This window comes from Comamonas terrigena NBRC 13299 (assembly GCF_006740045.1).
In the GTDB taxonomy this organism is placed as follows: Bacteria; Pseudomonadota; Gammaproteobacteria; order Burkholderiales; family Burkholderiaceae_C; genus Comamonas; species Comamonas terrigena.
The window spans coordinates 2289543-2309591 of the sequence record NZ_AP019749.1 but is presented as its reverse complement, the minus strand read 5'-3'; the positions used below and the strand labels follow the sequence as shown (position 1 = coordinate 2309591).

General features: G+C 59.6%; 17 protein-coding genes and 4 tRNA genes. 12 read left to right on the top strand and 9 right to left on the bottom strand.

The annotated features are described in order from the left end of the window. The first annotated feature begins 37 nt into the window (after positions 1 to 37). The 7 genes from pheT (at position 38) to CT3_RS10445 (ending at position 4093) form a co-directional block, all read left to right on the top strand. Complete coding sequence (gene pheT, locus CT3_RS10475; protein ID WP_066531830.1) at positions 38 to 2494, top strand: phenylalanine--tRNA ligase subunit beta; 2457 nt, start codon at positions 38 to 40, stop codon at positions 2492 to 2494. A gap of 30 nt (positions 2495 to 2524) precedes the next feature. After that, the gene (locus CT3_RS10470; protein WP_066531827.1) at positions 2525 to 2872 is read left to right on the top strand and encodes an integration host factor subunit alpha; all 348 of its coding nucleotides are present in this window, start codon (positions 2525 to 2527) and stop codon (positions 2870 to 2872) included. 103 nt (positions 2873 to 2975) lie between these two features. Beyond that, positions 2976 to 3404: a MerR family transcriptional regulator gene (locus CT3_RS10465; RefSeq protein WP_066531811.1), complete on the top strand. Its 429-nt coding sequence runs from the start codon at positions 2976 to 2978 to the stop codon at positions 3402 to 3404. A gap of 30 nt (positions 3405 to 3434) precedes the next feature. Continuing rightward, a tRNA-Pro gene (locus tag CT3_RS10460) sits at positions 3435 to 3511 on the top strand. 288 nt (positions 3512 to 3799) lie between these two features. Next, positions 3800 to 3874: transfer RNA gene (locus CT3_RS10455), tRNA-Val, on the top strand. A 34-nt stretch (positions 3875 to 3908) separates the two neighbouring features. Further along, a tRNA-Val gene (locus CT3_RS10450) sits at positions 3909 to 3983 on the top strand. 35 nt (positions 3984 to 4018) lie between these two features. Further along, positions 4019 to 4093 (top strand) — tRNA-Val (locus CT3_RS10445). A 640-nt stretch (positions 4094 to 4733) separates the two neighbouring features. Here the strand turns inward: CT3_RS10445 and CT3_RS10440 are convergent. Continuing rightward, positions 4734 to 4994, bottom strand: a complete 261-nt coding sequence (locus tag CT3_RS10440; RefSeq protein WP_172591805.1) for a helix-turn-helix domain-containing protein — start codon at positions 4992 to 4994, stop codon at positions 4734 to 4736. Between the two features lie 188 nt (positions 4995 to 5182). Between CT3_RS10440 and CT3_RS10435 the strand changes: the two genes are divergently transcribed. Continuing rightward, positions 5183 to 5944 carry an EAL domain-containing protein gene (locus CT3_RS10435; protein ID WP_083520317.1) on the top strand — a complete coding sequence of 254 codons (762 nt, stop codon included), beginning with the start codon at positions 5183 to 5185 and terminating at the stop codon, positions 5942 to 5944. Positions 5945 to 6064: 120 nt separating this feature from the next. Here CT3_RS10435 and CT3_RS10430 read toward each other — a convergent pair whose 3' ends face one another. From CT3_RS10430 to CT3_RS10420, 3 genes are all read right to left on the bottom strand, one after another. Beyond that, positions 6065 to 8485 (bottom strand): EAL domain-containing protein, encoded by a 2421-nt coding sequence (locus CT3_RS10430; RefSeq protein ID WP_282597784.1) that lies wholly within the window; start codon positions 8483 to 8485, stop codon positions 6065 to 6067. 95 nt (positions 8486 to 8580) lie between these two features. Further along, entirely contained in the window at positions 8581 to 8928 is a 348-nt protein-coding gene (locus CT3_RS10425) for a hypothetical protein (RefSeq protein WP_127446211.1), read from the bottom strand. Positions 8929 to 9161: 233 nt separating this feature from the next. Next, positions 9162 to 9524 (bottom strand): VOC family protein, encoded by a 363-nt coding sequence (locus CT3_RS10420; protein ID WP_066534190.1) that lies wholly within the window; start codon positions 9522 to 9524, stop codon positions 9162 to 9164. A 317-nt stretch (positions 9525 to 9841) separates the two neighbouring features. On the opposite strand from CT3_RS10420, the gene CT3_RS10415 reads away from it, so the two are divergent. Then, the gene (locus CT3_RS10415) at positions 9842 to 10744 is read left to right on the top strand and encodes an SdiA-regulated domain-containing protein (protein WP_172591808.1); all 903 of its coding nucleotides are present in this window, start codon (positions 9842 to 9844) and stop codon (positions 10742 to 10744) included. Between the two features lie 235 nt (positions 10745 to 10979). Here CT3_RS10415 and CT3_RS10410 read toward each other — a convergent pair whose 3' ends face one another. Further along, complete coding sequence (locus CT3_RS10410) at positions 10980 to 11885, bottom strand: Bug family tripartite tricarboxylate transporter substrate binding protein (protein WP_172591809.1); 906 nt, start codon at positions 11883 to 11885, stop codon at positions 10980 to 10982. A 151-nt stretch (positions 11886 to 12036) separates the two neighbouring features. Continuing rightward, on the bottom strand, positions 12037 to 12711 hold the full coding sequence (locus CT3_RS10405) for an RraA family protein (protein WP_066534193.1): 675 nt from the start codon (positions 12709 to 12711) through the stop codon (positions 12037 to 12039). Between the two features lie 154 nt (positions 12712 to 12865). On the opposite strand from CT3_RS10405, the gene CT3_RS10400 reads away from it, so the two are divergent. Together CT3_RS10400 and CT3_RS10395 are read left to right on the top strand one after the other, a co-directional pair. Next, complete coding sequence (locus CT3_RS10400) at positions 12866 to 13726, top strand: sulfurtransferase (protein WP_066534194.1); 861 nt, start codon at positions 12866 to 12868, stop codon at positions 13724 to 13726. Continuing rightward, entirely contained in the window at positions 13723 to 14406 is a 684-nt protein-coding gene (locus CT3_RS10395; RefSeq protein ID WP_066534196.1) for a GntR family transcriptional regulator, read from the top strand. The genes CT3_RS10400 and CT3_RS10395 overlap by 4 nt, the downstream gene beginning before the upstream one ends. 427 nt (positions 14407 to 14833) lie before the next feature. Here the strand turns inward: CT3_RS10395 and CT3_RS10390 are convergent, their stop codons facing one another. Both CT3_RS10390 and CT3_RS10385 read right to left on the bottom strand, forming a co-directional pair. Then, positions 14834 to 16414, bottom strand: coding sequence for an esterase-like activity of phytase family protein (locus tag CT3_RS10390; RefSeq protein ID WP_066534197.1), 1581 nt, complete (start codon positions 16412 to 16414; stop codon positions 14834 to 14836). 114 nt (positions 16415 to 16528) lie between these two features. Then, on the bottom strand, positions 16529 to 17671 hold the full coding sequence (locus tag CT3_RS10385; RefSeq protein WP_225608586.1) for a porin: 1143 nt from the start codon (positions 17669 to 17671) through the stop codon (positions 16529 to 16531). A 382-nt stretch (positions 17672 to 18053) separates the two neighbouring features. Here CT3_RS10385 and CT3_RS10380 point away from each other — a divergent pair, with 382 nt between their 5' ends. Then, the gene (locus CT3_RS10380; protein WP_098066141.1) at positions 18054 to 18863 is read left to right on the top strand and encodes a SprT-like domain-containing protein; all 810 of its coding nucleotides are present in this window, start codon (positions 18054 to 18056) and stop codon (positions 18861 to 18863) included. A gap of 106 nt (positions 18864 to 18969) precedes the next feature. Here CT3_RS10380 and CT3_RS10375 read toward each other — a convergent pair whose 3' ends face one another. Next, positions 18970 to 19965, bottom strand: coding sequence for a DNA-binding protein (locus tag CT3_RS10375; protein WP_172591810.1), 996 nt, complete (start codon positions 19963 to 19965; stop codon positions 18970 to 18972). Positions 19966 to 20049 lie beyond the last annotated feature (84 nt).

The following is a 20049-nucleotide window of genomic DNA, read 5'->3' as shown; positions in this document are numbered from 1 at the left end:
TACGGTGCAGCCGGCATGAACGCCAAAGAGTCTGACTATGCAATTTCCTGAATCCTGGTTGCGCGAGTACTGCAACCCCAACCTGACCACCCAGCAACTGGCCGACACCCTGACCATGGCCGGTCTGGAAGTGGAAGAGCTGGATCCTGTGGCGCCTCCTTTCACCGGCATTGTTGTCGGTGAAATCAAGGAAGCCGTGCAGCATCCCGATGCCGACCGCCTGCGCATCTGCCAGGTGGACGTGGGTGGCCCCGAGCTGCTGAACATCGTCTGCGGTGCGCCCAATGCGCGCGTGGGCATCCGCATTCCCTGCGCCACTGTGGGCGCCGAGCTGCCGCCGGGTGAAGACGGCAAGCCTTTCAAGATCAAGATCGGCAAGCTGCGCGGCGTGCAGAGCTTTGGCATGCTGTGCTCGGCCAAGGAGCTGGGCATTGACGAAGATGCCAGCGGCTTGCTGGAGTTTCCGTCCGATGCGCCCCTGGGCCAGGATGTGCGCGAGTACCTGAACCTGGACGACACGCTGTTCACGCTGAAGCTCACGCCCAATCTGGCGCACTGCCTGTCGGTATACGGCGTGGCCCGCGAGCTGTCGGCATTGACCGGTGCAGCTTTGAAGCCGCTGTCTTTCCCCGCTGCAGCCGTGGCGTCGCAAGACAAGCTGCCCGTCAAGATTGAAGCGACCGACCTGTGCGGCCGTTTCTCGGGCCGTATCGTGCGCAACGTCAACACCCAGGTGAAGACGCCCCAGTGGATGCTGGACCGTCTGGCACGCTGCGGCCAGCGCTCGGTCTCGCCCCTGGTGGACATCTCCAACTATGTGATGTTCGAGCTGGGCCGTCCGTCCCACATTTTCGACCTGGACAAGATCAGCGGTGGTCTGAACGTGCGCTGGGGCAAGCAAGGCGAATCGCTCAAGCTGCTCAACGGCAACACCATCCAGATCGACGACTTCATCCAGGTGGGCGTGATTGCCGACGACAAGGAAGTGGAGTCGCTGGCCGGCATCATGGGTGGCGATGCCACTGCCGTATCGGACGACACGAAGAACATCTACATCGAAGCTGCGTTCTGGTTCCCCAAGGCCGTGGCCGGGCGCTCGCGCCACTTCAATTTCTCGACCGACGCGGGCCACCGTTTCGAGCGCGGCGTGGACCCCGAGTTCACCATCGAGCATATCGAGCGCATCACCGCGCTGGTGCTGGAAATCTGCGGTACGCCTGACACGCAGGTGGCGGCCATGGACGACCAAAAGCCCAACATGCCCCAGCCCAAGCCCGTGCAACTGCGCGTGGCCCGTGCGGCCAAGGTGATCGGCATGGCCGTGACCCAGCAGCAGTGCCTGGATGCACTGAACGGCCTGGGCCTGCCCGCCACGCTGGCATCCGAGGGGGTGATCTCGGTCACGGCGCCGACCTTCCGCTTCGACATCAATCTGGAAGAGGACCTGATCGAAGAAGTGGCCCGCATGATCGGCTACGAGAATCTGCCGACCACCAAGCCTCTGGCCCCCATCTCGCCCAAGTTGCGCGCTGAAAACCAGCGCAGCCCGTTCGGTGTGCGTCATGAACTGGCTGGCCTGGGCTACCAGGAGACCATCAACTTCAGCTTTGTCGAAGAAAAGTGGGAGCAGGAGCTGGCGGGCAACCACCATGCCATCAAGCTGCTCAACCCTATTGCCAGCCATTTGAGCGTGATGCGTTCGTCGCTGCTGGGTTCGCTGCTGCAGGTGCTGAAGTTCAACGTGGACCGCAAGGCCCAGCGCGTGCGCGTGTTCGAACTGGGTCGCGTGTTCTTCAAGGATGAATCCGTGGTCGAGTCCGACACCACCGTCAAGGGCTTCTACCAGCCCATGCGTGTGGCGGGGCTGGCCTATGGTGCCGCCGACCAGCTGCAATGGGGCAGGGCCGAGACCAAGGTTGACTTCTACGATGTCAAGGGCGATGTCGAAGCGCTGCTGGCTCCGGCCAAGCCGGTGTTCGAGCCTGCAGAACATCCCGCCATGCACCCTGGCCGTTGCGCCCGCGTGCTGCTGGATGGCAAGGTCATCGGCTTTGTCGGCGAGCTGCACCCCAAATGGCGCCAGGAATGGGATCTGGCCCAGGCTCCGGTGATGTTCGAGCTGGAACTGGATGCCGTGCTGGCCCGCCAGGTGCCGGTGTTCAAGCCAGTGGCCAAGCACCAGGCGGTGGAGCGCGACATTGCCGTGGTGGTCAAGGAGGCGGTAACCCATGCCCAGGTGATGGAAGCGGTGCAGCAAGGGGTGCAGGGCGGTATCCTGCGTTCGGCCGCGCTGTTTGACGTCTTCCGCCCCAAGAAGCTCAAGGCCGGCGAAGAAGCTGCGCCGGGCAGCCTGGCCCAGGACGAAAAGAGCCTGGCCATCCGCCTGACGCTGGGCCGCGACGAGGCAGCGCTGACGGATGTCGAAATCGACGCCGCCATGCAGGGCGCGATTGCATCGCTGGTGGAGCGTGTGGCTGCACGCCTGCGCGGCTGATGTGCCGCGTCATTTCCCAAGGAGCCTGAAATGATCGAATTTGCAGATGATGGCGCAGAGGCGTCCTCCGCCCTGACCAAAGCGCAATTGGCCGAACTGCTGTTCGATCAGATCGGCTTGAACAAGCGCGAATCCAAGGAAATGGTGGATGCGTTCTTCGACCTGATCTCCAAAAGTCTGGTCGATGGCGATGATGTGAAGCTGTCGGGTTTCGGCAACTTCCAGATCCGCACCAAGGCGCCGCGCCCGGGACGCAATCCACGCACCGGCGAGCTGATTCCCATCGACGCTCGCCGCGTGGTCACCTTCCACGCCAGTTCCAAGCTCAAGGAACAGATTCAGGGCGCAGAGGGCGGCGGCACGCCAGTTCAGCTCTAAAGCTCTCGGTACCTTGTACAAGCGCTCTTGGTCTATTGCACAAGCTGCGGTAGGCTAGGGCGCTTGTTTTGTTTGGCACGCCTGCGTTCGCAACCATCGGTTTATGGCCAACCTTCCTCCCATCCCTGCCAAACGTTATTTCACGATCAGCGAAGTTGCGCTGTTGTGTGATGTCAAGCCCCATGTGCTGCGCTACTGGGAGCAGGAGTTTGTGCAGCTGCGCCCCATGAAGCGGCGTGGCAATCGCCGCTACTACCAGCACCACGAGCTGCTGATGGTGCGCCGCATCCGCAATCTGCTCTACGACGAGGGGTTCACCATCCAGGGAGCACGCAACCAGCTGCGTGCGCACGCTGGCGAGGAGGCGACATCCGGGCGGGTGGATGCCGTGGCGGCCGCGCCGGCTGACGCCAACCTGCAAACCCAACTGCTGCTGGATCAGCTGCTGCGCCAGGAGGGCGGGGCAACAGCAGCCTCTTTGGAGCAGGTCCGCCACGAGCTTTTGCAGATTCGTTCGCTTTTGGCGCTGTAGGCCGAAAAATGTGTATATAATTCAAGTCTTCGGAATGTAGCGCAGCCTGGTAGCGCACTTGCATGGGGTGCAAGGGGTCGCGAGTTCGAATCCCGCCATTCCGACCATACGATAAGCCTCCTGACTTCGGTCAGGAGGCTTTTTTGTTGGCGCCGCCGCCTTGGCCTTTCGGTGTGCGCTGCATGCGCACCATGGGCGCCTCCTCTTGCCCCATGCATGGCGCCGGAGCATTGGATTCCTTGCGCCGTGCGGGCAGCAGTATGCGCGGGGCACAAACATGCAGACTGGCAGCGGTGCTAGCAAAAAGCTGAGCACTTTCCAAAAGTGGTGCGCACTTGATGCTAGAATCTCAGCTTCGCCGGATCAGCACAATACTGTGTAAATCTGAACGAAAGGGGTGATTAGCTCAGCGGTAGAGCACTGCCTTCACACGGCAGGGGTCACATGTTCGATCCATGTATCACCCACCACAATTTCAGTGCAGATCTGTCCGGTCTGCACATCGGGTGATTAGCTCAGCGGTAGAGCACTGCCTTCACACGGCAGGGGTCACATGTTCGATCCATGTATCACCCACCACAATTTCAGTGCAGACCTGTACGGGTCTGCACACCGGGTGATTAGCTCAGCGGTAGAGCACTGCCTTCACACGGCAGGGGTCACATGTTCGATCCATGTATCACCCACCAACACAAGCCTCTTGAACTCCGGTTCAAGAGGCTTTTTTCTTTGTCACGCTTCGGCCCTGGGGAAGCAGACATCTTCTCCATGCATGGAGATGCCAGGCCGGGTGGCTGCCGTCCTGTGCTGCCATGCGCTCGGGAGGAGGGCGAGGCGGCATAGCCTGGATCACCCTTCGGCCAAGCTGCAGCCGTCATGGTGCGCCGCGGCTGGTTTGGTGCGATGAAGAGTGGGATAACGAAGGGAAGTGGGGCGGACATTGCGCAAGCGCCTTGAGCAGCAAGAAGCGGCAAGCGGCAAGCGGCAAGCGGCAAAGCATTGCGCTGCCAAGCGCCGTGCAGCCGCCCATGGTTTAGGCCCTGAAAACCATGTCTTGCCACCGCATGCGCCTTCACGCCATGCATACCCGGAGAGGGCAGCTGCCGCAAGAGTGCGCTTGCGGAAGAATTTTCTGGGAAAAGCCGCCCGCACCGTGGCATGCGTCACATCCAGAAGACGCCAGCCTTCCGAATGCTGTGGCAACACAGGGCCGCAGCGGAACAGGCTACTGTTATTGAACCTAACTCTGGTTTCCCTGTTTTTTTGAATTAATCTGAAATTTTATAGGGATATATTCCATATAACAAACGAAGCTTTGCATGGATGCGCTCAATAGTAATTGATCTTTTCTTTCCATGGAAAGATCAAATCTTTGGCTTCTCGCACTTCGCTGATGATTTCAACCGCATCCACATTCATTGCATCGCATAGCTCCAGGAACTCCACGACATTCAGGTTTCTCTCTCCGGACTCTATTTTTGAAATAAAAGACTGTGGTTTATACAATCGGTCCGCAAGTTGTTTCTGCGACAGTCTTTGGCGCTCTCTTGCTTCACGCAATACACTACGAAGCTTTTTTTCGCGATCCACATGCAAGAGATTCAATGGTGGTCATTGCAAATTTTAAGATAACTGAATTTTCAAACAAATTCTAACAAATCCCAAAATGGGATATTGTAAAAAATATATAAAATTATCAGTCTGGACCACCCCACAGGGCAATATCTCAGTTTGGAATGTATTTATAACAATTCTGCGCGGAATAAAAATTTGTTTTTATGATGAAAAGAGAAGTGCTTGCAGCGAAAGAGAGGCAGTGTTCCAGAATAAATAAAGAAGAATTGTTTTTCAATTTTCAACCCATGGTTGACAGCAGGTTCTGCATAACTGGAATGGCCGCCGAATTGCACCACGCCAGATGCAATCGAATCATCAACTCCGTGAAGGACTTACTCATTCCGCCAGCCAGCGGCACCTCATCTGCATTGGAGAGCGCCTGGTCCTTTGCTGAGGCATGCAGTCAGATTTCTCGCTGGGAAAAAGAAGAAGAGAAGCAGGACTGGAAGCTGAGCATTGCATTCCATCTTGATGCGGTCATCAGAAATTACGGAATAGATTTTCTGAGACGCATTCTGAATAAAAGCCAAATTGACACTTCCAAACTATACCTGGAGGTGGATGAAATCGCCAGCTTACCCAGAATAGATTGCACGCTGATCAATGGCATCAAAGCCTTGCGCAGCATGGGCGTGAAAATTTCAGTCAACAATTTTGGGACCGAATATTCGTCGCTTCACAGACTGAAAGAAGTCCCGGTGGACAGGATCACCATTGGCGGGGAGTTTATAGAGTCTATTTTTCATAACAAAACAGACCAGCTTATATTCTCCAATATCATGGCGCTTGCGAAAATGCTCAAGGTGGAGGTCTTGATAAAAGACATAAACAATCTTGAACAGTTTGAATATTTCGCAAAAAATCAATGCGATATGCTATCGGGTGATGTTCTAGGTTTCAGGGCCAATCAGCAAGAAATATGATCCGTGCGCACTTGCCGGTCTTGCTGCTGCGGCGGCGGCCATGCACCATGCGATGCCAGGTGTGGCCATGGACATGGAGGACTTGAGGCCAATGTCGCACAGACCGACGCTCCAGGCAGGTCAGTGCACAGATTGGGTGGCCCGGCCCGCAGGCGCCCGGTTGGCGTTCACCGCCCATTGTGCGGCCGGCTGTGGCTTGCCAAACAGATAACCTTGCTGCAGCAGGCACCCCATTTTCCGGAGCAGATCGGATTGTTCGGTGGTTTCCACACCCTCGGTAATGATGCTTAACTCCAGGTCTCTGGCCATGGAGGAAATGGCACGCACAATCTTCTGATCTTGAGAGGATGTGGCGATATTCTGCACAAAGCTACGATCAATCTTGATGAGATGCACCTGGTATTTCGAAAGATAGCCCATCGATGAATAACCGGTACCAAAGTCGTCGATGGCGATGCGTACGCCTTGGGAGCGGATTTGCGCCAATACCTCGATCGCTGAATTTTCATCGTGCAGCAGCATGTCTTCCGTCACCTCCAGAATCAAACGGCTGGCGGGCATGCCTGTTTCTTTCAATATTTCAGCCAGGCGGTTTGGCAGATCCCCCGTATAGATATCACTTACCGAAATATTAACGCCCAGGTAGGGGCATTCAGGGTTGGCGAGATGAGGGCGAAAGGCCTCACAGGATTGGCGCAACACATATTGCGTCAGCTTGGAGATATGGCCTGAATCTGTGGCAGCAAGTATGAATTCGGGGGGAGGAATCATCCCCAGTTCAGGATGTTTCCAGCGCGATAATGCTTCAAATCCGGCGATGCAACCGCGTTGCGTATCTATTATCGGCTGGTAATAGATTTCGATATCACCCTTTGCGATGGCGTCGGGAAGAGCCGATTCGATCTGGAACTGGCGTGCAGAACGCTCGAACAGGCAGCGGTCAAAAGTCACCACATGCGTGTTTCCGCTGCGCTTCGCCTCGTACATTGCCGTATCTGCTTCGCGCAGCATATTTTCGAGGTTGATCTGCGGCGGATTGGCAATGCTGATGCCAAAGGCAGCAGAAACGGATATATGCTGTCCGTTGATACTGAGGGGGGTGCTGAACAAGTCCTCGCAACGTGTGCACAAGTCATTCAATGCGCCATCGTCACCCAGGCGTGAAACGATGACGAATGAGTCGCCACCGAAGCGCGACAAGGCCTCATGCCTGGAGCACCAGGCCTTCAAGCGATCCGCCACCGCGCGCACTACGGTGTCGCCAAAAGCATGGCCGTAGGTGCTGTTCAGGAGCTTGAAACGGTTCAGGCCGAGCATCACCAGCGCGACTGGTTCACGCTCGGCGGTACGGTCGAATTGCCGGAATAACTGCGGCAATTCGTGGCGATTGGGCAGTCCGGTGAGGTCGTCGTGCGTGGCTTGGTAGCGCAAGGCGCGTTGACGGTCAGCCAGCACCCGGCTTCGGATGACCAGGGCGGCGAGACAGGCGATCAGCGTGGCAATGATGACCGAGAAGATGATCAATGGCTTGCGATATTTTGAATCGAATATCGAAGCGGGTTCATTGATGAAAGTGCTGCCCGAGGGAAGATCCTGTTTGCTCAGGCCCAGGCGTTGCAATTCAAGGTAATCGAAAACCAGAGCCAAAGGTGTTTTTCGAACGTACGGTATCTGGGAAGGGGCAATGCCAGACAAGACCTTCTGCGCCATGGCTGCTTGCAGTCGGCCGGTTTCAATTCCGCTGTCCATGTATCCGCCGACCGCACCTTTTCCCACCGAGGTATCCAAATCGGTGTAGACCGGCAAATCGGTGGCAGCACGCACGAAAGACACGGCTTCTTCAGGCTCCAGCGGGGGGAAGCCTTTCCTGGCAGGAATCGCTCCCAAAACAAAAAGCAAGGTCTCCTGCGTTTTTTCTTTCAGCCTGTCTTTGATGGCCAGAAGCTCAGGCGTTATCCAATGCTCCACGATAGGGCCTGCGGGCTCCAGAGCCATCACCGTATTGATGTCGTTGCGCATGCTGACGCCCACATCATCTTCAGGTGTGACGAAGACAAGACGCCGAGTGCCGGGATGGAGTGACAGTGCTGTGTGCAGCGTGCGTGACAGATCAAAACGTTCAAGGATGCCCGTCACTTCGGTCATGTTGCCGATGAGATCGCCAGGACTGCCATTGATCCCGCTGAACACAACAGGGGGATTGCCGAAGATCTGGGGATTGCGCGCGACGAAAGCGAGCGCATTGTCGTCAACCGTCAGCACCAGATCGAAACGTTTGTCGATGTACTTCTGTGTGAGGTAATTCAGGACATTGTCATATTGGGCCGGGCCAGGAAGACGTTTGCTGTCCAGCCATTCCGTATGAAAAATGGGCCGGGATTCACCATTGCCCTGCCATTCGTTTATGCCTGCCAGGATTCGGTCTTCCCAGCTGTGCCCGGGATGGTAGGAGAGCAATATCAGAACGTCCGGACGCTGATGCGCCGCATTCTGCGCCCGGGTCGGACTCCACCAGGCGAAGCCCAGGATATAAGCCACCATGCAGATCAAGAGTTGCAGTCGGCCACCACGGCTCCAAGCATGAAGAGGAGGGCGATGGGGAAGCATGGAGCATTGGGCCATAGTGAGCGTGCGTCTCATTCTTGCATGCAGATGTGCGGAGACGTGCAGTACATACCCTTTATTTGGTTTTTCACATTAATTAATATTAATAAGCTTGGGGAAACTGAAGACTTGAATCCATTTGGAGGATAGATTCCATGTCCATTTAAAATCCAGGACATTACCGCTTCAGCATCCACATGCAGCATCTTTGCACGCACTGCGGTACGGGATTTCCTGAAAAGAAGGTTTTTTGCCCAGAAACCAACGGGCGGCATGGATGGCTGACAGCCGCTGGGCAGAACAGATGCCTGTGGCGTTTGGCTGGATGTGCTGCAGTCGTTCAGATCAGCGGGCTTAGATAGCAGGGGCCGAACCAGCATGGATGACTCCTTCCGACCAAGCCCACAAAGGCCGCTCGACAGACAAAAGAATTTTGGCTTTCGCCTTCACCGTGGGCGATAGCTGCCTGGAAGCAATACCTGCCTACAACGTGGGAAGGTGAATGCATCAACTGTCGCCATGGTGGGCGGGCAAGGAGTCCGACTATATATGCTGCCGTGCTCCACCCAGGGAAAATGTCCTGACCGGATACCTTGTATAGACACGCGAGGTGTCATGCACGGTATTGGCGGCTCGACACGCTGATGGAATTGCCGTCGGGATCCTTGGTATTGGCGAACGCATAACCCCTGGCCCGATGGATGGTTCCGAAATCGAGCCCGGCAGCGGCAGCCGTGGCGACGAACCGGTCGACATCGGGCACGCTGAACGACAGTTTCAGCGCAGCGGAGCCCAGCTTGAGGCTCTTGGCGGCCTGGTGAATCAGAATTTCCGCCCCACCGTCCTGCGGTTTCAACTCAATCAGTCCATCGACCACGGCATAGCTGGTGACATAGCCGAAGTGGTCGGCATAAAAGCGCGCTGAGCGCTGCATGTCTTTGGCATAAATAAGCAAGGTGGCGAGCGCGATGGTCATGGCCAGGCAGTATGGCAGCGCGGACTCCTTGAGCAAATCTTGGTGGGCGATAACGCGCGTCAGCTCCGCGTCTTTGTATCCAGCGGCTGTGTTGGAGCGGCATCTTTGCCTCCTGCAGCCATGGCCCAACTCCAATCCTCGGCTGGGGAGGGCGCTGACAGAGACTGATCGCAGAATATTTAAGGGTAAATACCAGGCGCTAGGATGCAGGCCCTGGTTTCGCTCTTGCCCTTGTCATGCTGTCTGTTGTTTGTGCTGCGCGTGCGCGGTGTTGGTTACGCCGTCTGGCACTGGCGATGTTGGCGGTGGGGCTGATCATGGGTGCCTATTTCCAGGTGCCTGCCGTCGCGTACTACTGGGCGCAGAGTGCCTGGAGCGCAGATGCCGCGCATCCGCAGGCGCTGTGGCTGCCGCAATACCAGGCGGTGGTGCAGGCGCGGCAGGTCGTCGGACTGGAGGACAATCTGTCGGGACTGACCTTCAGCCCCCACACCGGCACCTTGTTTGCCACCACCAACCGTCCGGCACAGATCGCGGAGTTGAGTACGGAAGGGGAGGTGCTGCGCACCATCCCGATCCACGGTGCACGAGATACCGAAGGCATCACCCACATTGCCGGTGAACGCTTTCTGCTTTCGGACGAGCGCAACAACACCTTGTACGCGGTGAACATCGGCCCCGATACGCAAGCAGTGCAGGCGCGCGAGCCGTTGCCCATGCCGCTGACGTCGCTGCACCACAACCTTGGAGTGGAAGCCGTGTCCTGGGACGCACGCCACCAGCGTTTGCTGGTGGGGCAGGAAAAATGGCCTCTGCGCCTGCTGAGTGTGGAAGGCAGTCCCGAGATAGCCGCTTCTGGCGCTGTCACCCGCCCCGCCGAACTGGCGGTGAAGGAGTGGAGCGCCCGCGGGCTGGGGGCGCTGTTCATCAATGACCTGGCTTCCGTCACCACCCATGAGCCGACAGGCAATCTGCTGCTGCTGAGCGAAGAGTCCGCCATGGTGGTGGAGTACACCCCGCAGGGTGACCCCGTGAGCCTGCTGCCCCTGTGGTCCGGCCTGCACGGCCTGGAGCACAAGATTCCACAGCCGGAGGGCATCACCCTGGCACCGGATGACCGGATGTTCATTGTCTCGGAGCCCAATCTGTTCTATCGCTTTGAAAAGCCCGCCACCCGTGGCGTGGTCCGGCAAGCCACGGGGCTGGGCGTCGCGTCCTGAACCAGCATCGCCAGCGACCGTACCCGGATGCGGTCTTTGCAACTACGGGCGATGGCAAGCGGGGGCCTTGCGGAAAAGTGATGCCAGCGACCGCGACTGTCTGCCTGCATCACTGCGCCATTGCACAAGGGTGGGTGGATTGCCAACGGGTCGCGGTGCATAAGGGAGTACGGTGTGGCCGCGGCTGCAGGGCGCATCCAAAGTCCAGGCAAGAGGGCGCCTGGACCCCGCCTCATCATTGGGCGCGCACGCCGGCATCCTGGGCTGCCTTGCTCCACTTGGTGACTTCCGACTGGACAAATGCCGCAAAGGCCTCCGGTGAGTTGCTGACCAGCGTGGCGCCGCTGTCTTCGATCCCCTTGACCACGCCAGGATCCTTCAATGCCTTTTCCACGGCCCGGTTGAGTTTCAGCAGGATGGGTTTCGGGGTTCCTGCGGGAGCGAACAGACCGGTCCAGCTGGTGAACACGACACTGGCGAAACCGGCTTCGGCGGTGGTGGGGACATCGGGCAGCAGCGGTGAGCGCTTGTCGCCGGTGACCGCCAGTGCGCGCAGCCGGCCCGCGCGGATCAGCTCCGGCACGCTGGGGATGGAGGGGGATGCAATATCGCCTTCGCCGGCCACAACGGCCCGCACGGCTTCCATCGGGCTGCGATAGGGCACGTGGATCATGTCGAGCTTGCTGTGCAGGCGCAGCAGTTCGATGGTGAAGCGGGAGCCGCTGCCATTGCCGGCGGATGCATAGCTCAGGCGGCCGGGGCTGGCCTTGGCGCGCTCCACGAAGTCGGAGAGGGTGTTGATGCCGGAACCGGGGTTGACCACCAGCGCGAGGGGCGAGTCGTTGAGCTGCGAAATCGGTGCGAAGTCCTTGATGGGGTCATAGGCAAGGTTCTTCTCGGTGCCGGAAAGCAGTCCGTGGGTGCTGACCGAGCCGATCAGCAGCGTGTAGCCATCGGGCTTGGCCCGGGCGACGGTCTGGGCGCCAATGATGCCGCTCGCACCTGCGCGGTTCTCGACCACGACCGCCTGGCCAAGCTGTTCGCCAAGGGCTTTGCCGACAAGGCGCGCCATGATGTCGGCAACCGACCCGGGCGACTGGGGTACGACAAGGACGATGGGCTTTTCGGGGAAGCTCGCCACATCCGCTGCAGCGAGCGCCCCGAAAGAGAAGAGAGATGCCAGAGTGGCAGCAAGAAAGCGTTGAACGCCAAGGGAAACGGGCTTCATAGGATTTCGACTCGGAAATGGCGGGGCCAAGAGGCAGGCCCCGCGGTATGCATGGAGGAGGGGGTCAATTGCCTTGCGCAATGGCCTGGTCCACCCAGGTCCGAGGCCAGGACCGGGATGCGATCTGCTGCGCCCATTGCGCTTCCGTTGCCGCGTGCGCAAGTGCCTTTTCGATCACGGGTACTGCATCCTCGCGCGGGAGGACGATGATTCCGTCCTGGTCACCGACGACCAGGTCCCCCGACGCCACCACCACGTTTGCGGCGGCAATCGGGTAGCCGATTTCGCCTGGACCTGATTTCCAGGGGCCATTGGGTGTCACGCCACGGGCATACACGGGGATCGGCAGCTCGGCCAGGCCTTCGATGTCGCGCACAGCGCCGTCGATCACGATGCCGGCAATGCCGCGAGACACGGCATACCTGCCCATCATCTCGCCAATGATGGCGTTGTCCAGCGCACCGCCCGCGGCAACCACAATCACATCGCCCGGCAGCGCAATGTCTAGCGCCTTGTGCAGGAACAGGTTGTCACCGGGACGCACCTTGACGGTCAAAGCAGGGCCTGCGACACGGTTGGCCTTGCTGGAGTAGTTGCGAAAACCGCCCGGGAAGCTGAAGAGGCGGTGCGAGACATCGCCAATGACGGCAACCGGGATGCCGCGGGCCTGGGCCACAAGTGCATCGGGGATACGAGCGAAGCCGGTGTCAATGCGCCAGCCCAGTTGATCTTCTGCCATGAGAACGTCCTTCTTAAAAGTTCAGGATGGCAGTGTGTTTTTTTATTGTTTTTAAGCTAAGCATGTTTTCTGCAGATTCTTAGTCGAATTTTGCCTTTGCAGGTTGGCAAGTGCTCCACATAATTAGAACAATCTAAAGACAATATAAATTCATATGAGCAACTCTCCACTGATCTCTGCCGAGGGACTGAAGGCCGCCGTGGCGGCAGGCAAACCGGTTGTCGTGCTGGATGTGAGCTATGACCTTCCCGACCCAGACTCCGGCCTGCGCGCCTACCTGGAAACGCACATCCCCGGCGCGCTGTACGCGGACCTGGGCGATGTGCTCAGTGCGCACCATGGGCAGGGCGCTTCCGGTGGCAGGCACCCGCTTCCCCAGCGCGCGGAATTTGCGAGCTGGCTGGCAAGCCAGGGGGTGTCCAACAGCACCCACGTCGTGGTCTACGACCGCAACCGCTGCAATTTCTGTGTGCGCTTGTGGTGGATGCTGCGTTGGCTGGGCCACGATGCGGTGTCCGTGCTGGACGGCGGGTTGCAGGCGTGGGTAGCCACCGGCGGTGAGGTGGTTTCAGGTCCCCCGCCAAGACCGGCTGCGTCTAGGTTTGAGGTGCAGCCGCCGCTGGTGGACCTGGTCGACGCCGAGCGGGTGGAACAGCTGCTGGGTGACAGTGCCCATGTCCTGATCGACGCGCGTGCCGCCGAACGCTATCGGGGGGATGTGGAACCGATTGACACGGTGGCAGGGCACATCCCTGGTGCGCTGAACCGTCCATTTGCTCTCAATTTCCGCCCGGACGGGCGCTTCAAGTCCGCCCAGGAACTGCGCACCGAATTCACCGCGTTGCTGCCCGCCAACTACGTGGGCTTGGTGAACTACTGCGGCAGCGGCGTGAGTGCGACACCGAACGTGCTTGCACTGGAGCTTGCGGGTTTGGGCCCAGCCAGCCTCTATGCCGGCAGCTGGAGCGACTGGAGCCGTCGCCCTGGTGCACCGGTGGAGAAGGGCGCCCCATGAAGGCCACGGGTACGCGACGCGGGTCTGCTGACGAGGTGTATGCGCTGCTGCGCAAGCGCATCACCTTGGGCGCTTATGGACCCAATTACCGGCTGAAGGAAGTTTCGCTGTCGGAGGAGCTGGGTATCAGCCGCACCCCGATACGTGCCGCGTTCCAGCGCCTGGAGCAGGATGGCTTTATCGAAGCGGTACCCAATCGGGGGGTGATCGTCGCGCCTTGGACCGATCTGGACAACGATGAGGTGTTTGACCTGCGCATCCAACTGGAATCCCATGGAGCTTCCTTGGCGGCGCAGCGGCGCAGCGAAAGCGATATCGCACGCCTGCATGCACTGAACGCGGAGATGGCGGGCCTGATCCAGCAACGATCGGAGGACTTTCGCTCCGACATCCAGGACATCAACCGGCGATTTCATGAAGCCGTGGTTCAGGCCGCCCGTTCACCGCGTCTGGTCCAGATGGTGGGAGGCCTGCTCAACACGCGGCGGGTCACCGGTGCCTTCTTCTTTTATTCCGACGATCAGTTCACCGAGAGCCTGGAAGACCACCAGGCCATCACGCGCGCCATTGAGCGGCAGCACACCGAGCTTGCCAAGACGCTGATGGCCAGCCACGTCCGTGTCACCTGGGAGCGGCTGAAATCCCAGCGCCAGGATGCAGGAACTGCCGCGGCGGCGTGACAAAAGACCATACGCGGGAGCGCGTGCGTGAGGAGGTGTTGTCGGTGTACAAGGCTGCAGCCTTGTACATCACACATCCATCACACGATTGCCAAGGAACCGATGGAGCAACTGGGGAGAACGGGATTGCGACAGAGGGCCGCATCTGCCGTAAACGACGTGTTGGTTACTATGATATTTAACATAATACACATCGTATTCTTTTCAGAGATGCCAGAAAACGAGAAGCAGATCGCCAGCTTGAGGCTTATGCACCGGCCTCCACGGTCTTGTTGTTTGGTGACCTCGCACATCTGCCGATACCCAGCTATGAACTCGGAACACCCGATCACTTCTCATGGATCTCTTTGAGCGAAGCTGCAGCACACCACCATGCGTCCCGGCGTTGCCGCTGGGCGCATGGTGGTGCTCATGCAGCCGCTGTTGTTCAGAGAGCGCCGTATTCGCTCAGCTTCTTGCTGAACTGGAAGGTCCACAGTCGCTGCGCGCGATCGTTGACGTCGTTGGTGGCAAAGCGCAGGCTCGCCGCGCCCTTGGCGCATTTGCCGTCGTTCACGATTTTGCCGTCGGCGTCCACCATGCATTTGGTGACGTCGGAGCCTTCGATCTCCTTCCCGCTGGCGTCCAGCACCGCCAGCGAAACACCGAAGTCGGTGTCGTTGGTCAGCGCCAAGGTGTGGTCGTCGACCAGTGCCAGGCCCTCGGCCTTCTCGGCCACCCAGCCGGTGGCGTTCAGGTTGAACAGCCGGGTCTTCTTGAGCGTCACAATCTTGGAATAGTCCGCGCCGTTGACCGGCTTGCCGGTCAGGCTGCTTTTTTCCAGGTCGGAGCCCAGTGCGGTGATGTCGGTCACGTTAGCCGGAAACTCGATCAGTACCAGATCGTTAAAGACTTTTTTATCATTGCCCGTGCCCTGCTCTATGGCGATGAATTTTCCCTTGCCCAGCGAGACCACATCCCCCAGCTTGGCGTTGCCGGTCTTGCCCTGGCTGTACCAACTGCTGTCTACTGGCAACGCAAACAGGCGGGTCTTCTCGGTGGTGGGGTCAAACTCCACCCAGCGCACAAAGCGGGCGTAGTCGCGCACGTTTTCCGACTTGCCGGTCGCGCCGGGAACGGCTGTGCTGGTGTAGTCGGCCTTGCCATCGTCCAGCGGGCTTTGGAGGAAGCCGTGGAGCTTGCCGCTGGCCACATCGATGCTCAGCCCCTCCATGCCACGGTTGGCGCGGCGCTTGGCGAGGATGGCAGCCAGATCGGCTGCGCCGGTGCCGGGCTTGTATTTCTTCTGGATGATGCCGGTGGCCGGGTCGATCTTCACGATGAAGGGGCCGTATTCGTCGGACACCCACAGCGCATTGCGTGCTGCATCCACCACCACGGATTCGGTGTCCAGGCCGAATTCGCTGTAGCCCTTGGCATTGCCAGGATAGGTGAAGGAGTCGTCCAGAACCTGTTCGCCCGTGTTGCCTGTGATGCCGCGCGGTTGTACCCGGCCATTGGCGTTCTGTGTGGCGCTGAACTTGATCGGCAGGGTCGAGACGAGCTTGGCGCCATCCTTGCCGAGCGTGATCACGCCGATGGACGGCGTGAAGTTGGGCGATGGAAACACCGTGGAACTGGCGAAGCCCGTGGGGTTGGAGCCGTCGGTGATCTGCGTGACCGGGCCGGTGGTGGCGTTCGGGCCGCGGTCGGTGATGGCGTAGAACTCCAGCGTGCCGTCGGCGCGCCTGCCCTTCAGGGCCAGGCCCGAACCGTAGGCCGGCAGAAAGCCTTGGGGGAAATCGGCCTTGGTGGCGGGATGTTTGCCTTCATAGGGGAAATAGAACTTGTCGTCGAACTGGACATCCTGGCGCGTGACGATGGCGCTGATGCTGCCGACGCCAGTCGTCTGCGTGACGGTCTCGGTGCCTGTGACCTGGAGCGTACGGGTGTCGGCGCAGGCGCTCAGCAAGGCGACCGCAGCGGCAGTCGCTGCCATCAGGCAGAAGGAAGAATTGAGGTGGCGCATGGCGGGTATCGCGGGTATGGCGGGAGAAGAAGATGGAAGGCCAAAAAAACAGGCCCTGCGGGGCAAGGGCCTGTTCCAAGGTGGAGGTTCGCTACGAAGAGACGCTGGCGGCGTTCAGAACGAGTGGCTGATGCCCAGGTCCACACCGCTCGAGCTGGCATTGGCAACACCCGCGGGGCCGCCGATCAGGCCGACGCTGGCACCGTTCTTGTTGCTGACGTGCGCCACACCAGCGTACAGCGAGGTGCGCTTGGACAGGTCGTAGACATATCCGATCGAATACTTGTCGGCCTTGCCGCCGCTGCGCGTGAGGGCGGTGGCATTTCCGCTGAATTTGGCGCTAGCGTACTTGATGCGGAGATTGCCCGGGCCCAGAGGCAAGGCGCCGCTCAGGTAGAAGCCATCGACCTTGCCGGATGTTCCGGTGCCAATGGGTTCCCACTTCAGGCGGTTGTATCCGCCGCTGAGCACGAAGCTGCCGAAGTTGTACGAAGCGCCCAGTGCCAAGTCGTCCAGGTCGCTGGTTGCGGCAATGGCGCTGGGGGTGGTCACCGCACGGTTTCCGGACATCTTGCCGTAGCCGATGCCCATGTTCAGCGGGCCGGAGCGGTAGCCCAGGCTACCGCCGACGTACTTGCGGGCCTTGCTTGCGCCGGAGCCGGAAGTATTTTCGTCACCGAAGGATGCCGACAGCTGGCCGTAGAAGCCGCCCAGGTCGCGGGGCAGCAAATAGCTCACGGAGTTGCTGATGCGCGTGCGATCCACCGTACCGCTTTGGCTGGCGGCGTTGTAGGCTGTCTGGCGGATGGTCTGGAACAGGTTGGCCTGCACGCCGGTGGTGGTGTCAGGGCCACCGAAGGCGGTGAAGATGTTGTAGCTGGGGGTGTAGTCGCGACCCAGGCGGATTTCACCCCAGGTCTTGTTGGACAGTCCGATGGTGGAGCGGCGCTCGAAAGCCAGAGAGCCGCTGCTGCCACCGGTACCAGCGTCGGGGTTGAGGCCGCCTTCGAGCCAGAACTCAGCCTGGTTGCCGCCGCCGAGGTCTTCCTTGCCGCGGAAACCAATCAGGCTGGTCTTGCCTTGGCTGGAGTTCAATGCATTGAGTCTGTTGCTGCCGGACTTGGCGCTGGTGATGCCGACGTCCACCACGCCAAAAACGGTGACGGAAGATTGTGCCAAGGCCAAGCTGGAAGTCGATGCGACAAACGTGCCCATCACGAGTGCCAGGGTGCGCGAGCGCGCTTTTTGAGTTTTCATTGCCGAGATACGAACTGAACTGATCAAAGGAAGTGGCGGTGGCTTTCTGCAACCGCTGCGGAAACTCTAAGCAACGCACAAGTACTGTTTGTGACAGTCATTTCGTGTGGTGTGAAAGTCACTGCCGCCGCGCATGCCGTGCGCGTTCCGGCGTCAAGGCCGTCTTGCTGCGTTCGGGCTCGGCTTGCAAGACGGCACTGGTGTTCGGTGCTGTCCCGGGATTGACCCGTCGCATCGTCGCGTTACCACGTGCGCTTGCCCAGGCCAAATGCGTGCCGCACCACGATGGACTTGCATCTGCAAGCGCCGACTGGATGGCCCCTCCTCCACCCGTTCAGTCAGATGTTTTTGGGCAGTTTGTATTGCACAATACAAACCATTGATGTCCAACACCATGCCCGGTACTGCTCCGACACACCAGACCTACTCCGAGTTGCAGCAGGCCTACGACCATTTCAATGAAGCGTTGTTTGATGGCAGGTTGCCCCACTGCCTCCTGACGCTCCAGCGGGAAAAGCGCACTGTGGGGTATTTCTCGGCCGCGCGATTTGCGTCGCTCGAAGGGGCCACGACCGACGAGATCGCCATCAACCCCTCCTACTTTGCGGTTGTCCCGCTGGTGGAGACCATGCAGACCTTGGTGCATGAGATGGCCCATCTCTGGCAGCAGCACTTCGGTCAGCCAGGTCGTGGCCGCTATCACAACGAGCAGTGGGCACAGAAGATGGAATCCATCGGCCTGATGCCCTCCTCCACCGGCCAGCCTGGCGGCAAGCGCACCGGGGACATGATGGCCGACTACCCTGTTGCCGGTGGCCGCTTCCTGGTGGCTTGTGAATCGCTTCTGACCAGTGATTTCTCGTTGAGCTGGTACGACCGCTTTCCTGCCGAAGAGCACGTGCAGCTGGGACAAAACACCGTGTCTGCGCAGTTGGTCGGTGTCATGGGCGCTTCAGCCCCCATCAAAGACAACCCTGCCCTGGCCGGCGCGGTTCGCCCTGGTGGACCCAGCCGCAAACCCATCGCAGAAGTTGCTGTTGGCGAGGTGCCCTCCGCCCCCGAGGCCGCACCCAACAAGTCGAACCGCATCAAATACACATGCGGCGGGTGTCCGAAGCTGAGTGTCTGGGGCAGGCCCAACCTGAATATTGTGTGTGGCGACTGCGGTAGCCGATTTGTCGCTCTGAACTAGCAGAAGCCAGACGCAGAAGAAAATTTCAGGCGCTGTTTTCTCAGTGATGCACCTCACACTGGTGCATCAGGCTTGAGGCAGAGAGGTGTTCTGCCCCCAGGGTGGTTCATTTCCGGTTCTTCCGCAGGGCTCGCGCAGGCAGGTTTTTGCGTGCCGGGGCCCGTGCCAGGCGTGGCCGCGCGGCAGCCGCATCGGCCAAAGGATGGATGGGTGCCTGCGACTGCTGCGTCACATGGCTGCGCATGGCGGCCAAGGCCTTCAGATCGTCAATGCGCTCCAGGGCCGAACGCAATGCCTGCTCGGCCGACAGCTGTGCTCCGCGCGTTTGCACCAGCTCTTCTTCGGAACGCACGAAGCGCTCGTGCAGTTCTTCGTAGCGTGCCTGCTGGCGGCGCTCGCCCTCGGCCTGCTGCTTTTTGCCTGTGGCCAGATCCTGTCGTGCGCGGTCCAGATCGGCCAGCATGCGGCGTTCATTGCCGGCAAACTGTTCGGCCAGGCGCTGGCGCTCGGCGGATGCGGCCTGCAGTGCTTCGGCGTGCTGCTTGTGGTCTTCTTCCCGCAGACGGTTCTTCTCGGCCACTTCGTTGCGCAGCGCCTGGATCTGCGCCTCACGCTCCTGCAGCAGCTGCTGCATCTCGTCCTGGCGGCGCGACAGCTCCTGTGCCTGGCTGCGCGCCAGTTTCATGGCGTCGTCCATGGCCTTTTTCTGCTGGTGCATGGCCTCTTCGCGCTGAACCAAGTGCTGCTCATTGGCTGCGACCGTCTTCTCGGCCGCAGCAATGGTCGATTCGCGTTCCTGCAGCAGCTGCTCTGCTGCCTGCCTGGATTGCTCCAGTGCGCTCACCCACATCAGCTGCGCGGCCTGGCGCACCGGTTCCGGCACGTCGTCTGCCGGCTCCTGGGCTGATTCCGCCACCCCCAGGCGGGCACCCAGCGTGGCAAACCAGGCTTCCAGCATGGGGCTGACGGTATTGGGCGAGCCACGGCCAATGTGCTGGCGCACGCGCTCGATCGTGGGACGCAGACCCTGGGCGATCAGGGCGTCTGCGGCACCCCATACATCGGCTTCCTGGATTCCTCGCGTACTTTTGCTGGTGTTCATGCCCACATCCTTTTCGGTTACCATCGATAAGTGATTGTTATCGTGATTTGTTGAATATTATTATATAACAACATACATGTGACG

Excerpts from the sequence above, each read along its gene's own strand:
- pheT (WP_066531830.1), top strand. The coding sequence starts at position 38 with ATGCAATTTCCTGAATCCTGGTTGCGCGAGTACTGCAACCCCAACCTG.
- CT3_RS10470 (WP_066531827.1), top strand. The coding sequence starts at position 2,525 with ATGATCGAATTTGCAGATGATGGCGCAGAGGCGTCCTCCGCCCTGACC.
- CT3_RS10465 (WP_066531811.1), top strand. The coding sequence starts at position 2,976 with ATGGCCAACCTTCCTCCCATCCCTGCCAAACGTTATTTCACGATCAGC.
- CT3_RS10435 (WP_083520317.1), top strand. The coding sequence starts at position 5,183 with ATGATGAAAAGAGAAGTGCTTGCAGCGAAAGAGAGGCAGTGTTCCAGA.
- CT3_RS10430 (WP_282597784.1), bottom strand. The coding sequence starts at position 8,485 with ATGGTGGCTTATATCCTGGGCTTCGCCTGGTGGAGTCCGACCCGGGCG.
- CT3_RS10425 (WP_127446211.1), bottom strand. The coding sequence starts at position 8,928 with ATGCTGGTTCGGCCCCTGCTATCTAAGCCCGCTGATCTGAACGACTGC.
- CT3_RS10420 (WP_066534190.1), bottom strand. The coding sequence starts at position 9,524 with ATGACCATCGCGCTCGCCACCTTGCTTATTTATGCCAAAGACATGCAG.
- CT3_RS10415 (WP_172591808.1), top strand. The coding sequence starts at position 9,842 with ATGGGTGCCTATTTCCAGGTGCCTGCCGTCGCGTACTACTGGGCGCAG.
- CT3_RS10405 (WP_066534193.1), bottom strand. The coding sequence starts at position 12,711 with ATGGCAGAAGATCAACTGGGCTGGCGCATTGACACCGGCTTCGCTCGT.
- CT3_RS10400 (WP_066534194.1), top strand. The coding sequence starts at position 12,866 with ATGAGCAACTCTCCACTGATCTCTGCCGAGGGACTGAAGGCCGCCGTG.
- CT3_RS10395 (WP_066534196.1), top strand. The coding sequence starts at position 13,723 with ATGAAGGCCACGGGTACGCGACGCGGGTCTGCTGACGAGGTGTATGCG.
- CT3_RS10390 (WP_066534197.1), bottom strand. The coding sequence starts at position 16,414 with ATGCGCCACCTCAATTCTTCCTTCTGCCTGATGGCAGCGACTGCCGCT.
- CT3_RS10385 (WP_225608586.1), bottom strand. The coding sequence starts at position 17,671 with ATGAAAACTCAAAAAGCGCGCTCGCGCACCCTGGCACTCGTGATGGGC.
- CT3_RS10380 (WP_098066141.1), top strand. The coding sequence starts at position 18,054 with ATGTCCAACACCATGCCCGGTACTGCTCCGACACACCAGACCTACTCC.
- CT3_RS10375 (WP_172591810.1), bottom strand. The coding sequence starts at position 19,965 with ATGAACACCAGCAAAAGTACGCGAGGAATCCAGGAAGCCGATGTATGG.